At 64.3% G+C, this 12,239-nt stretch carries 12 protein-coding genes and 1 tRNA gene; 4 read left to right on the top strand and 9 right to left on the bottom strand.

All coding sequences use genetic code 11. The annotated features are described in order from the left end of the window. Window positions 1–31: 31 nt before the first annotated feature. A complete protein-coding gene (locus tag ACFOM8_RS03300; RefSeq protein WP_377759292.1) occupies window positions 32–886 on the top strand; it encodes a ferredoxin--NADP reductase in 855 nt (284 codons plus the stop codon). A gap of 168 nt (window positions 887–1,054) precedes the next feature. Continuing rightward, window positions 1,055–3,097, top strand: a complete 2,043-nt coding sequence (locus ACFOM8_RS03295; protein WP_377759290.1) for an OmpA family protein — start codon at window positions 1,055–1,057, stop codon at window positions 3,095–3,097. 64 nt (window positions 3,098–3,161) lie between these two features. Here the strand turns inward: ACFOM8_RS03295 and ACFOM8_RS03290 are convergent, their stop codons facing one another. The 3 genes from ACFOM8_RS03290 to ACFOM8_RS03280 form a co-directional block, all read right to left on the bottom strand. Next, window positions 3,162–3,593 (bottom strand): CoA-binding protein, encoded by a 432-nt coding sequence (locus ACFOM8_RS03290; RefSeq protein WP_377759289.1) that lies wholly within the window; start codon window positions 3,591–3,593, stop codon window positions 3,162–3,164. Between the two features lie 213 nt (window positions 3,594–3,806). Beyond that, a complete protein-coding gene (locus ACFOM8_RS03285) occupies window positions 3,807–4,211 on the bottom strand; it encodes a YHS domain-containing (seleno)protein (protein WP_377759287.1) in 405 nt (134 codons plus the stop codon). Window positions 4,212–4,303: 92 nt separating this feature from the next. Then, a complete protein-coding gene (locus ACFOM8_RS03280) occupies window positions 4,304–5,107 on the bottom strand; it encodes a TrmH family RNA methyltransferase (RefSeq protein ID WP_377759285.1) in 804 nt (267 codons plus the stop codon). A 124-nt stretch (window positions 5,108–5,231) separates the two neighbouring features. On the opposite strand from ACFOM8_RS03280, the gene ACFOM8_RS03275 reads away from it, so the two are divergent. Beyond that, window positions 5,232–5,315 (top strand) — tRNA-Tyr (locus tag ACFOM8_RS03275). A 65-nt stretch (window positions 5,316–5,380) separates the two neighbouring features. Next, a complete protein-coding gene (locus tag ACFOM8_RS03270; RefSeq protein ID WP_377759284.1) occupies window positions 5,381–7,009 on the top strand; it encodes a tyrosine-type recombinase/integrase in 1,629 nt (542 codons plus the stop codon). A gap of 18 nt (window positions 7,010–7,027) precedes the next feature. Here the strand turns inward: ACFOM8_RS03270 and ACFOM8_RS03265 are convergent, their stop codons facing one another. The 6 genes from ACFOM8_RS03265 to ACFOM8_RS03240 form a co-directional block, all read right to left on the bottom strand. Continuing rightward, complete coding sequence (locus ACFOM8_RS03265; protein ID WP_377759282.1) at window positions 7,028–7,447, bottom strand: hypothetical protein; 420 nt, start codon at window positions 7,445–7,447, stop codon at window positions 7,028–7,030. Window positions 7,448–7,578: 131 nt separating this feature from the next. Further along, window positions 7,579–7,719, bottom strand: a complete 141-nt coding sequence (locus ACFOM8_RS03260; RefSeq protein ID WP_377759280.1) for a hypothetical protein — start codon at window positions 7,717–7,719, stop codon at window positions 7,579–7,581. Between the two features lie 1,558 nt (window positions 7,720–9,277). Beyond that, window positions 9,278–9,844, bottom strand: coding sequence for a recombinase family protein (locus tag ACFOM8_RS03255; protein ID WP_377759279.1), 567 nt, complete (start codon window positions 9,842–9,844; stop codon window positions 9,278–9,280). Between the two features lie 301 nt (window positions 9,845–10,145). Continuing rightward, on the bottom strand, window positions 10,146–10,427 hold the full coding sequence (locus ACFOM8_RS03250) for a hypothetical protein (RefSeq protein ID WP_377759277.1): 282 nt from the start codon (window positions 10,425–10,427) through the stop codon (window positions 10,146–10,148). 247 nt (window positions 10,428–10,674) lie between these two features. Next, window positions 10,675–11,259: a hypothetical protein gene (locus tag ACFOM8_RS03245; RefSeq protein WP_377759275.1), complete on the bottom strand. Its 585-nt coding sequence runs from the start codon at window positions 11,257–11,259 to the stop codon at window positions 10,675–10,677. After that, window positions 11,241–12,236, bottom strand: a complete 996-nt coding sequence (locus ACFOM8_RS03240; protein ID WP_377759273.1) for a hypothetical protein — start codon at window positions 12,234–12,236, stop codon at window positions 11,241–11,243. The genes ACFOM8_RS03245 and ACFOM8_RS03240 overlap by 19 nt, the downstream gene beginning before the upstream one ends. Window positions 12,237–12,239: the final 3 nt, after the last annotated feature.

Here is a 12,239-nt window from a genome sequence, read left to right as displayed (position 1 = left end):
GCCCGATGGACTAGAACACGCAGGACTTCCCATGACCCTGGACATTCCCGTGGCCGACGCCGCCCCCCAGACCGACCCGCAGACCGCTTCCAAGACGCTTCCCGACGCGCAAACCGTGACGGCGGTCAATCACTGGACCGACAGCCTGTTTTCCTTTCGCGTGACGCGCCCCGCCTCCCTGCGCTTCCGGTCGGGCGAATTCGTGATGATCGGCCTTCCGGGCGACAACGGCAAGCCGTTGCTGCGGGCTTATTCCATCGCCTCGCCCAATTGGGACGAGGAACTGGAATTCTATTCCATCAAGGTGCCGGACGGGCCCTTGACGTCGAAATTGCAGCACATCCAGCCGGGCGACCAGATCATCCTGCGCCCCAAGCCGGTGGGCACGCTGGTTCTGGACGCGCTGCTGCCGGGCAAGCGGCTGTGGTTCCTGGCGACCGGCACCGGCATCGCGCCCTTCGCCAGCCTGATGCGCGACCCCGAGACCTACGAGCGTTACGAGCAGGTGATCATGATGCACACCTGCCGCACGGCGGACGAGCTGACCTATGGCCGCGACCTGGTCGAGAACCTGAAGCACGATCCCCTGCTGGGCGAGATTTACGGCGAGGATTTCGCCAACCGCCTGGTTTATTACCCCACCACCACGCGCGAGGACTCGCCGCGGATGGGCCGGATCACCGACAACCTGACCTCGGGCAAGGTGTTTGCCGATCTCGGCCTGCCGCCGATCAGCCCGACAGCCGACCGCGCGATGGTTTGCGGCAGCCTGGCCTTCAACGTGGACGTGAAGGCGGTCCTGGAAGGCTTTGGCCTGCGCGAAGGGGCCAATTCCGAACCGCGCGAATTCGTGGTGGAAAAGGCCTTCGTCGGCGACGGGGTCTGATTCTTCGCGGCGACGGGCCACTTGGCAAGGGCGCGGCAGGAACCGCGCTCTTTGCCGTTCCGGGCCTTTCCGCCGATCACGGCAGGGTCACGCAGGTGTTTGGAACTAGGCTGTTTGTCCGCCTGTTAAGGTGACAACGCAAAAACCGTCCGAGCGAAAGGAGTTTCCATGCGCCGGATCATCCACAACACCACCGCCATCGCGGCCTGCCTGTCGCTGCTGGTGCCCCAGCTTGCGCAGGCGCAGATCGCCGCCGCCCCCGGCGATCGCGCGGCCGACGGCGTTCCGGGCGCCGCGCCGCTGGTTCTGGCGCAGGCCGAGCGGGAGCAGAAGCCGGTCCGTGCGGGCCAGGCGCAGCGCGACGCCGCGGAAGAACAGCCCGACGAGCCGAAGCCGCGGCGCCAGCGCGCCGAACCGGCCCAGCCTGACGAACCTGACGCCCCGCAGCGGGCCGAACGCCAGCGGCAGCCGGAACGCCAGGGGACCGAGCGCGCGCCCCAGGCGGAACGCCCGGCACAGGCGGCCAGGGAACAGCAGCGCGAGCGTCCCGCCGACGGCGCCGAAGGCCGCGCCGCCCAGCAGGAGGAAAAGCCGCAGCGCGCCCGGGAACGGGCGGCCCGCCAGTCCGCCGAGGAGGAAGCCACGCAACGCGGCCAGGCCGAGCGCCCCGAGGAGCCCGCCCGCCGGCAGAACCGCGACCGTCCCGAGCAGGCGGCGCGTCAGCAAAACCAGGACCGTCCAGCCGAGGCCGCGCGCGAACAGCAGGCCGACCGCCCCGCGCCGCGTCGGCAGCAAGCCGAGCCTGACCCGGACCGCAACGAAGACAGGCGCCCGCAGCGCGCGGAGGGCGACGATCCGCTGGAGCGGGCGCTGGAACGGGAACAGCAGGCAGAGCGGCCCGGGGCCCCCAGGGACGGGGACAATGCCCCGCGCCGGCAGGCGGACCAGCCGCCCGCGCGGGCAGACGACGCGCCGGACGAACAGGCCGTGCGGGAAAGACTCCGGCGCGACCAGCAGCAGCGCGACACGGCGGCCGAAGGCGAAGGCAGGCCGCAACGCGCCGGCCGGCCCGCCTCGGAACAGACCCGCGCACCCGAGGCGGACGCCCCCCGGAGCGAGGCCGCGCGCCAGGCCGCCAGGGAAAGACGTGCCGCCCGCGCCGCCGCGCTGAACGAGGACAGCCAGGGCGAAGTGGTCGAACAGCGGATCACCGAGGAAAACAGCCGTTCCTCGGACGAGGACTTCGCGACCAGCCTGCGCGAAGCCCTGCAACCGGACAGCCCGCAGCAGGACCGGCAGCAGGCGCAGGACGGTGACGACGACAGCGACAACGACCTGGCCAAGGCGCTGCTGCTGGGCCTGGGGGCGGTCGCGGTCGGCACCTATCTGAACAACAACCGCCAAGTCGCGCTGTCCGCGCCCGACCGGGTGGTCGTGACCCGCGCCGATGGCAGCCAGGAGCTGATCAAGGACGACACGGCGCTGCTGCGCCAGCCGGGATCAACCGTTGCGACCGAGAATTTCGACGACGGATCGTCCCGGACGGTGGTGACGCGCGCCGATGGCAGCCGCGTGGTGACCATCCGCGACGCCGACCTGCGCGTCCTGCGCCGCACGCTGATCTCGCCCGACGGCACGCAGACGCGCCTGATCGACGACACCGCCGAGGTCGAACCCGTGGACATCGCCACGCTGCCCGCCCCGGCCCCGGTCTACGATTCGGGCGTCGCCGACGACGAGGCCGCCCTGCGGGAGGCGCTGCGGCGCGAGGTCGACATCGACCGCCGCTTCACCCTGGGCCAGATCCGCAGCATCCCCGAGGTCCGCTCTCTGGTCGCGCCCGTCAATATCGACGCGATCACCTTCGATTCCGGTTCGGCCGCAATCTCGCCCGACCAGGCGCGGCAGCTGTCCACGCTGGGCGGCGTCATCCAGGACGCCATCGCCGAAAACCCGCGCGAGGTGTTCCTGATCGAAGGTCATACCGATCTTGTCGGATCGGACGCGGCCAACCTGGCGCTGTCCGACCGCCGTGCCGAATCGGTCGCGCTGGCGCTGACCGAATATTTCCAGGTGCCGCCGGAAAACCTGGTGGTGCAAGGCTATGGCGAGCAGTTCCCACAGGTGCGCCAGGACGGCGACGTGCGCGAAAACCGCCGGGCCGCGGTCAGGCGGATCACCGACCTGCTGCAAACCGCGGAAGCGCAATGACACGGGAAAGGCCCCGGCAGCGCCGGGGCCTTTTCGCGGCGGTGTCGATCTCGGATGGTGTCAATCACAAATGCCGGGGAAACTCTATTTTCGGGCAGCGGTCCTGGATCACGGTGATGCCCCGCGCCCGCGCCCGCGCCGCCGCCCCGTCGTTGCGGATCCCCAGTTGCAGCCAGATCGACCTGAGGTCGGGAAGATGGCGAAGGGCCTCGTCCACGATGGAGTCCACGGCCTCGGCCCGGCGGAAGATGTCCACCATCTGCACCCCGGCCGATCGGGGAATGTCCGACAGGCTGGCATACACCGTCTCGCCCAGGATGCGGCTGCCGGCATGACCGGGATTGACGGGAATGACTCGGAAACCGTTGGCCTGGAGATAGCGCGCCACACCCCAGCTGGGGCGGGCTTCGTTCGGCGACAATCCCACGACCGCGATCACCTTCATGGTGCGCGCGATGCGGGCGATGTCCTCGTCGTCCTCGAAATCGACTTCCATGACGGGCCTCCCCTCCTCATCCAAAAGTTGTACGTACAATTACATAGAAAAGGCGCCCGGTCCAGTTTGCTGGCCGGGCGCAAGTCGCGGAACGAGGGACAGTGATCTGAACATGACGGTTCCGAGGTCATGTTCCAAACGGTAAATGTGCAACAGGCGCGAAAAGTTCCAGGGCAATCGCGAAGTCGTGATTGTGTGGCGGTCCGCCGGGCTTCACTGTTCCCAGATGCGGCGGGCGCGCGACAGGATTTCCTGCGGCATGCGGCGCAGCTTCTGCGCAGACCGGTCCGATCGCAGCAGATAAAGCCGGTCTCCGATGATCACGAAATGCCGCGGGTCGCCCGGCACGCGCCGCCCCTCGGCCAGGGCGACGGGGCACAGACCGCCAAATGCGGGCGCGAAGCTGCGCGGATCGGATTCGAAGCGGCTGCGGTTCTCCTCGCTGGCAAAGTGCCAGACCTTGCCTTTCCAGGTGGTCGCGATGTCGCCGCGCCCCGGAACGGGCCGTCCGCTTTGCAAAAGGCCCACCGCGTCGAATCCGTCCATGGCCCAGTTCTCGGCAAGAACGGGCAGGGCGGGGACCGACAACAGGATCAGCGAAAGAAGCAGCGGTTTCATGGAACGGGCAATGGCGGCGGCAGGACGCCTAATTGGCAGCCGCCGCCCCGATTCTCAACCGCGCGGCGCGCATTGTCGCGCTGATGTGACCCTTATGCCATGCTGGCGGCATAAAGCGCCACCGCCGCCGCGTTGGACACGTTCAGCGACCCGAAATCCGCCGCAAAGGGGATCCGCGCGACATGGTTGCAGCTTTTCAGGGTCAGTTCCCGCATCCCCGGCCCCTCGGCCCCCAGAACCAGGCAGACCGCCCGGCCGGGCAGGGTGGCAAGCAGGTCGGGCAAGGGGGCCTCGCCCGTTCCGTCCAGCCCGATCAGGACAAAGCCCATGTTCTTCAGTTGCGCCAGCGCCTCGGCAAGGTTCGGCACGCGCAGATAGGGCTGGCGTTCCAGCGCGCCCGAGGCGGTCTTGGCCAGGGCGCCGGTTTCGGGCGCGGAATGGCGGGCGGGGGCGATCACCGCGCGGGCGCCGAACACCTCGGCCGAGCGCAGGATGGCGCCGATGTTGTGGGGATCGGTCACGCGGTCCAGCGCCACCAGCAGCGGGCGACGTTCGCCGGGGGCTTCGCGCAGGACGACATCGCTGAGCCCGCCCCATTTCAGGGGCTTCACCTCCAGCGCGGCGCCCTGGTGGACGCTGTCGGGCGCCAGCGGCACGGCCTTGCCGAAAATGCGGGGGTCGGTGATCTCGGGCTCCATCCCGTGCAGGTCGCCCAGCCGGTCCAGCGCGTTGGGCGTCGCCACCAGCCGCAGCTTTTCGCGCCGGGGATTGGCCAGCGCGTCACGCACGGCATGCAGGCCGAACAGCCACACCGTTTCCGCCGCCGCCGCGCGGCGCGCCCGTTCCTTGTCGATCACCCAGTCGGGTTTCCTGGGCTTTCCCGGTCGTTCGGCCATGCGCATGATCCTTGTCGCTGGCCCCTTCAATGCGCGCGGGGCGCATCCGGCGCAAGGCCCGGAAATCCGCTTGACGCCCCCTGCCGCGCCCGCTAATGACGCCCCCACGCCGAAAGCGTTCGGCGGGCGACGTGCTGCAAGGTGCGGCAGCGGACTGTAACTCCGCCGGGGAGACCCATGCCTGGTTCGATTCCAGGGTCGCCCACCATTTTCTCCGATCTCAAGTGCTTGACGGCTGGCTTCCTCTGGTGCGCCCCATAAGTGAGCCACAGGATGCGCCTTGCAGCCTATTTGAGCCGTTCCCGGCACGGGGTCTTTTACTTCCGCTGGCCGATCCCGGCCCGGCTTCATCCCGACCGGAAGCGCGGCCATGTGCGCCTGTCGCTGCGGACAAGATGCCCCGCCATGGCGCAGCGATTATCCCGTGTGCTGGTGCTGTCTGGACAATCGCAGCTTGCATCTGCATCTGCTTCGGGCATGCGGTATGATGAAATTAGGGGGCAGGTGGCCCAGCACCTCCAAGAGCAGCTAGCCCGGTTCAAGGCTGGCGTGATGGAAAGCGGCCCGCCTGACGCAGATCGCCAAGTGCTGATGCGGAACATCTGCGCCATGCTGGGCAAGAACTGGTCCGATCATGCAGATCAGATAGGGGCGGATCAGGCTGCGCAGCAGGTGCGGGCGTTCTGTGAGCATCGCGGGATTGATCCCGACAGCCTCGCTCCCAATGTGCGGCAAGGGCTGAATGAGGCGCTGGTGCATGGCGTCGGTGCGTTCTGGCAGGAGGCTGCCGGGTTTCTGGACAGCTTGGAACGGTTCGACTTGAACGCCGCACTCCCGGCTGGTGCTGCCGTTGCGGCTGCTCCTGGCGATGCCCACCCCAGCGCCCATGTCAGCTATCAGGATGTGCTAGCGGAGTATCTGACGGAGTTGCAGCGAACAGGGCAAGTCAGGGGAAAGACAGCAGACAGCAAGCGCGAGGCGCTAGCTTTGTTGGGAGAGATTACGGACAGCAAGCCCGTTGCCGCCATGACCAAGGCCGACGCCAGACGGGTGAAGGACGTACTGCTGCGCTATCCCAAGAACCGGAACAAGATGGCCGCTACCAAAGGCAAGCCGCTGTCTGACGTGCTGGACCTGCCTGGCGTGGAAACCATCGCCACACGTACCGTTAACGCGTATATCAGCGCCTTGCAGACTTTCTTTGGCTGGGCCGTATCGCATGGTCACGCTGCCGAAAACATCTTCGATGGCACCAGAGTGAAGTTATCGAGGCAGGCCAAGGAACAGAACAGGCAGGCGTTCACCGACGATCAATTGAAGCTGCTATTCAAGCATCTAACCGAGAACCCCGATAGACTGCTGCGCAATCAGGATCACAAGTGGATCAGTCTCATCGGTATGTTCACCGGGATGCGGTTGAACGAGATAGCCCAGCTTGACCTTGTTGACACGCAGCAGGGTGATGACGGGTTGTGGTTCATCCGCGTGACCGATGAGGGAAGCCCGAACAAGCGCCTCAAGAACAGCGCCTCCCGCCGCCTTGTCCCGCTGCATGACCGCTTGGTTGCCGCTGGACTGCCCGCGTTTGTGGAGGATCGCCGCAAGAGAGGCAGCGCGCGCCTGTTCCCCGCGTTGTCTTACAGCACACAGAACGGTTATGGCCGCAACCCCGGGCGATGGTTCAACGACAGCCTATTGCCTGCGCTTGGGATGCAGGATGCGGGGTTGGTGTTCCACAGTCTGCGGCATACCATGGCAACGAAGCTGGCGCGGGCTGATGTTCCCGACACACAAGTCAAGGCGATCTTAGGGCATGAACAGCAGGGCGTTACGTTCAGCTCGTACTTCCACGGCTTCCGGCCTGCGCAACTCAAGGCGGCAATCGACAAGTTCGACTTCTGATGCTGCCTGCCGCTTGGGTTAGCGACCCATGATCTTCCAGCCACGTGGCTTGCGGGGTTCCGGCTGTGCCGCCGCGCCAATCTCGATCACGGTTGATCCATCGGGCCGATGCACGACCCCGGATGGTGTGAGTCCGCAGGCTTGGACGATCCGCAGGGTTTCTGTGATCCGCTTCGGGCTGGCAAGGATGCGGCGGCGGGCCGGGGCAGGCGAGGCCACGGGAACAGCGCGCAAATGCTGAATAAGCACCCTAAGTGCATCTGCGCCGCCCTCTGGGTCGGGTACTTGGGCAGTAGGATCAGGAAGCGCAGACAGTGCCGCACTGATGTCCTGGGGCGTGGCAACGGCATCCTCTGCCGTTCGGGGCAGGCCCATTGCGGCCAGATCATCTAGGGCGGCTTCTGGGCTGCCGGGCTTGCTGCTCTGGCGCTGCTTCATCGGGATGCCTTTGGTAGATCCTGTGCGGGCCGTACAGCGGCCTTAACGGCTTCGGAGAGGTAGGATGGCGGAAAGGTGCCTTGCGCCTGCCAGACGCGCAGCAGGGCGGCCCTGCGGCAAGGTGCGCGGCCTCACGCCGCCTGCTGCTGGATCGCGGCGTAGGTACCCCGGGCGGTCCTGGCGATCAGCCCCATTTCTACGGCGGTGTTCAAGCTGTCCCGCGTCACCCGTTCGGAAGGCAGGGCGATGCCCATGCGCCAAGCTGCGGTCATGATCTGCGGCACGGTGAGTTCCGGCCACCCGGCATTCGCGCCTTGGCCTACAACCTCTGCGAACTGGACAGCCCGCTCTGGGACGTGAACCCGGCTCATGGGACGGGGCTTTCTGCGCCCCTGCGATCTGGCAGACATGCTGATTACCTTCTGACTGTCGGGAATGGGGCTGTGATCCAAGGCAGGACCGGCTGTGGTGCGGGCTGGGACAGACAAGATGCGCCGCTGTCCGGTCCATGCTCCAATGCCTTGCCGCGCTGCATGGGCCAGCACTACGCTCAAGACTGCCCCAACATCTTGCGGCCTGTCGCTTCTGGATGTCAGGAAGGCTGCCGCGCCCGGTGTCATCTGCCGCACATCAACCCACCCGAACCGCATGCACAGCATCTCTGCCGCATTGTCGAATACCATCTGGTACGTAGGAGTACGCCGGGCGAGTTCGCCACTGGTCTTGTATAGCCCAATGCAGCGGGCAAGGCTGAAAGGAAGGCTTTGCAGCACTTCCCGGATTTTCCCCGGTCGTAGTTTAGTACGTGTCAGCGCGAGTGCATACGCCGAGGAATACCATGGTTCAATTTCATTATCAGGGAAGGCAACTCGCAGGGGCTGCTTCATTCGCGAAGTCTTAAACCGGAAATCCCATTTGACAGTGCCGTCAGTGAGAACCCGCTGGTGCATCTAAGGGGCTGTCTGGCTTTGCATCATCTTCGCCTTGCTTCTGATGCTGGATGAATACCGGGGCACTGCTTGGCAAGAAAGGATGCCACTCCAGAAAAAGTAGAGGTAGCTGTTCTGTCTGCATAAATTGTTTATGAAATGCTGGCTAACCAATCCAGATGTTTTATCTAGTTAGACCGGAGTACTACACTTAGGTGCAGAGTGGTCCATGCTGCCCTGCATCACTCACAGGCACACAAGTCATAGGATATACTGGTATTGCTTCCTACCCCATACTATGATCTGGTTATAATCCAAGTATAATCTAGATGTGCTACTGATTGATTATTGAGTAGATTACCATTAGTATCTATCAGGGTATAGTATTAGGGATTGTACCGGATTGAATATCCTGCATGGCTGACCTTGGTCCCGCCGTTGGGAAGCTATGCCGGTGTCTATTTCCGGTGTATCTGATTGGTTCCATCCCCGGCTAGATCATCGGCCCGGTTCATCCTCCGGCTTTCATCCCCGGCCTAATCCATCCGTTCCACGGTACGACAGATGAAGGGTTTATCTGTCTATGAGATGAGGGGTTAAGGCCGGGTTGCCTAGGTTAATACAGTTAGATCAGTATGTTACCTTATCTTGCGGCTGCATTTGTTGACTGGCTCCAAAGACGACAGATACCGGGCAGGGATTTAGCATTCCCTTCCCCGGCCTCGTCTGCCTAGGGTCAGCCGGGAGGCTTCCGGGAAAGAAGACAGATCAGCGTAAAAATCCTTATACCTCTCTGGCTGCGCAGGAGGGCATTGCAGAGGCTCTAACCAATTTGGCTAGGGCGTTACCGGAAACCGCCCTTCCGCCGCCCCACGGCCCGCTCTGCGGCTCTGCGCATGCATCATCCGGCAGGCCGGGCATCAAGGATGCGATATACGCTCGCCCGACCGATCCCAAGTTGCTTCGCGGCCTCTGCTGCCGACACGCCTTCCTGTCTAACCAGGCGCAGCACATCGTCCGCCTTGGCCTTGGCTGTCGGCTTCCTGCCCTTGTACTTTCCCTCTGCCTTGGCCTTGGCGATGCCTTCGCGCTGTCGCTCCAGCATGATCTCCCGCTCGAACTGCGCGATGCTGCCTAGCAGGTTCAGCATGAGCCGACCGTTCGGGGTGCCGGTGTCAATCGCCGCGTCGAGAATGCGCAGGCTTGCCCCCTTGGCGCTGACCTGTTCCACGATCCCCAAGAGATGCGCGACCGATCGGGCCAGCCGGTCCAGCTTGGTGACGACCAGGGCATCCCCGTCCATGATGAACTCTAGAGCTAGGGCAAGCTGTTCCCGGCCTGCCGTATCCACTGATGACACTTCCTCTTGAAAGACTTTCTCACAGCCTGCCCGTTCCAAGTCGCGAAGCTGTGCAGCAAGTCCTGCCTTCTGGTCCGTGGTGGAAGTCCGTGCATACCCGACGATCATACCTAAGCCCTCTCAATGAAGTCTTAAATATCATGATACGATTGTCTCAAAACGTCAAGAGGATTGATGTGAGACACAACCAGCCATGCCCCCGCCTGTCTCACATGACCTTGCCCTGTGGGACGGGGCTGCCTTGGCGGTCGTCCTGTCGTCCTGTCCCGCTGGCTGCGATCAGATGCACATGCCACTGCCCCTAGCCTAGGGCATGGCCGATCTGTGGGAAGGGGGCTATGGGGGAAGTACTGTGCCGTAGAAGGGATAGATGCCCCTGCGCAAAAATTTGTCAGTTTTTTACGATAAGCTATCCAATGAAGCCGTGCTTGCGCGCGGCAGCGATGACAGGCAACTGTTGCCCGCCCGCTTTGGTGTAGCCGGTGGCATCTTTTATTAGATCAAGGTCGATGTCAGGATCAGAGTAGCGAGAGAGAAACCGCATCGCTAAGCCGTTTGCCTCGGCAGAGGACATCCCATTGTCCAGCAGCTTCAAGTATGCGTAGGCACGGACGAACCGCTTGCCGCGTGACGTAGTGTGCCAAGTAAATGCGGCATAGCCCAGCACAGCTAGGACGATAAGTTCAAGCATGGTGCGCCTCATAAGTCTCTGACATTAATAATGCCAGCCTAGCTTTAATGGAGTTCGTCCGTCTAGAAGCCACCATTGCGCAGGTGATTAGAATTGGAGGAACTTGCACAGCAATGCCACAGGTGCGACACACAGGTGCGACACAACACAACCCGCGCACATCAGATTGTCAGCTAATTTAGGTTCTTACGGGATTGGTGGCCGTTCCAGGGTCGCCCACCATTTTCCCGACAGATGCCCGTTTCCGTCAGGGCCGGATGCCGTCAAGGGGAACGGTCTTTCCGAAACCGTCCTTTTTCGCGAACATCTGCCGGATGTCCGCGTCCGACGGCGATTTGTCGGCCAGGGCCCTGCGCGCCTCGTGAATCGCGATGTCCTTCTTGATCGCCAGGACGCGGGCCAGGATCCGCGGAATGGCCGCGGCCTTGGCGGTGGCGGCGACGGTCAGCAGGAATGCCAGCGATTGCAGGCCGCGCCGCGCCGCGTCGGGAACCTCGAACGGCGAGGAGGGGATCCGAAAGCCGATCTCCGGCATGATGGCGATCGCCATCAGCAGCGCCACGGCCCCTGCCACCAGCCCAAGGATCGAAAACAGGGTGCGCATGGCCTGCGCCAGTTCCCGCGCCAGTTCCTCGATCTTCATGACCGAACGTCCGGTCGAGGACAGGCTGCCGATGACCAGCGACACGGTGGGCAGGATGCTGGCCGAAACCAGCCCCAGAAAGGTCACAAGCAGCCGCGACGGATCGCCGGTCAGCAGGGCTGGCGGCAACAGCGCGCCGGCCGCGGAACCCGCGGTCAGGGCGGCAAGTCTCAGCCATCGAAGCGACAATCTATTTTCCCGGCGGCGGCCCATTCCTTCAGGGCCTCGATGATCTTCACCATAGCATCGGCCGGATCAAGAAGGGAGCCTTCGGTTGCGATGTCCTTCACGACCGACAGCTTCACCATGCCCCCCTGTTCCCGGCCGTCGCCTTGCAGACCGAGATCGGCGGGATCGACATTGCGCAGGGCTTCGTCGATGGCGGCCCTGGGGATGCGCAGCTTGTGCCTCCGGTCCTTGATGAAGACCTTCAGCAGCCCTTCCACCCGGCCGCCTTCCGGCACCTCGGCTTCCAGGCGCGCCAGGGCGTCGTCGCGCCAGCCCATCAGGCGCAGCACGTCGAGGATCGTGGCCCCCTTGTCGCGGACCTCGGCCGCCTGCCGGTCGATCGGGTGGTCGCCCGCCAGGGCCCTGGCGCGAAAACTGGGCCGCGCGTTCAGCGTCAGGTCGCTGAATTCGGTCAAGCCCTTTTCGCCGGTCGCCAGGAACTTGCCCGCCAGGACGATGCGGTCGTCTGGCTCCAGCTCGCCCGCCTGCCGGAACAGCGCGGTGATATAGCGTTCAAGCACGGCCCCCCTGACCGCCGTGCTTTCGATCAGGCCGACATGGTTCCGGTTGACCGCGAAATACAGCACCCCCTTCACGATCCGCGCGCCCCGGCCCACGTCGATGTTCTGGACAAGGAACTCGTCCGTGTCGTGGTCCAAGGATTGCAGCACGGCCTGGATGTCCGCCCCGGCCTTGACGTGGATGATCTGCCCGCAAAAGACCGGCCCGTCCCAGGTTTCCGGCGACGAGACCTTGTTCAGCACGACATGGCTGCCGTCCCCGTCCAGGTCGATGGCGCGCAGGCGGGCGTTCCCGCCGATCAGATGGGCGTCGGTCCGGCGGCGCAGCACATCGACCAGCACCGCCTTGAGGTCCATCCCCCGCAGGGCGCCGCTCGCCTTGAACTCGCGGTACTGAATGGTGGCCTTCTTCGGCAAGGC

Origin of the sequence: Paracoccus angustae (genome assembly GCF_042648745.1) — a bacterium.
Taxonomy (GTDB): domain Bacteria; phylum Pseudomonadota; class Alphaproteobacteria; order Rhodobacterales; family Rhodobacteraceae; genus Paracoccus; species Paracoccus angustae.
Note: the sequence above shows the minus strand (reverse complement) of the source record. Positions and strands in the feature narration are given on the sequence as shown.

Bases quoted from the DNA above. Each gene is read 5' to 3' on its own strand.
- ACFOM8_RS03300 (WP_377759292.1), top strand. From the start codon at position 32: ATGACCCTGGACATTCCCGTGGCCGACGCCGCCCCCCAGACCGACCCG.
- ACFOM8_RS03295 (WP_377759290.1), top strand. From the start codon at position 1,055: ATGCGCCGGATCATCCACAACACCACCGCCATCGCGGCCTGCCTGTCG.
- ACFOM8_RS03290 (WP_377759289.1), bottom strand. From the start codon at position 3,593: ATGGAAGTCGATTTCGAGGACGACGAGGACATCGCCCGCATCGCGCGC.
- ACFOM8_RS03285 (WP_377759287.1), bottom strand. From the start codon at position 4,211: ATGAAACCGCTGCTTCTTTCGCTGATCCTGTTGTCGGTCCCCGCCCTG.
- ACFOM8_RS03280 (WP_377759285.1), bottom strand. From the start codon at position 5,107: ATGGCCGAACGACCGGGAAAGCCCAGGAAACCCGACTGGGTGATCGAC.
- ACFOM8_RS03270 (WP_377759284.1), top strand. From the start codon at position 5,381: ATGCGCCTTGCAGCCTATTTGAGCCGTTCCCGGCACGGGGTCTTTTAC.
- ACFOM8_RS03265 (WP_377759282.1), bottom strand. From the start codon at position 7,447: ATGAAGCAGCGCCAGAGCAGCAAGCCCGGCAGCCCAGAAGCCGCCCTA.
- ACFOM8_RS03260 (WP_377759280.1), bottom strand. From the start codon at position 7,719: ATGACCGCAGCTTGGCGCATGGGCATCGCCCTGCCTTCCGAACGGGTG.
- ACFOM8_RS03255 (WP_377759279.1), bottom strand. From the start codon at position 9,844: ATGATCGTCGGGTATGCACGGACTTCCACCACGGACCAGAAGGCAGGA.
- ACFOM8_RS03250 (WP_377759277.1), bottom strand. From the start codon at position 10,427: ATGCTTGAACTTATCGTCCTAGCTGTGCTGGGCTATGCCGCATTTACT.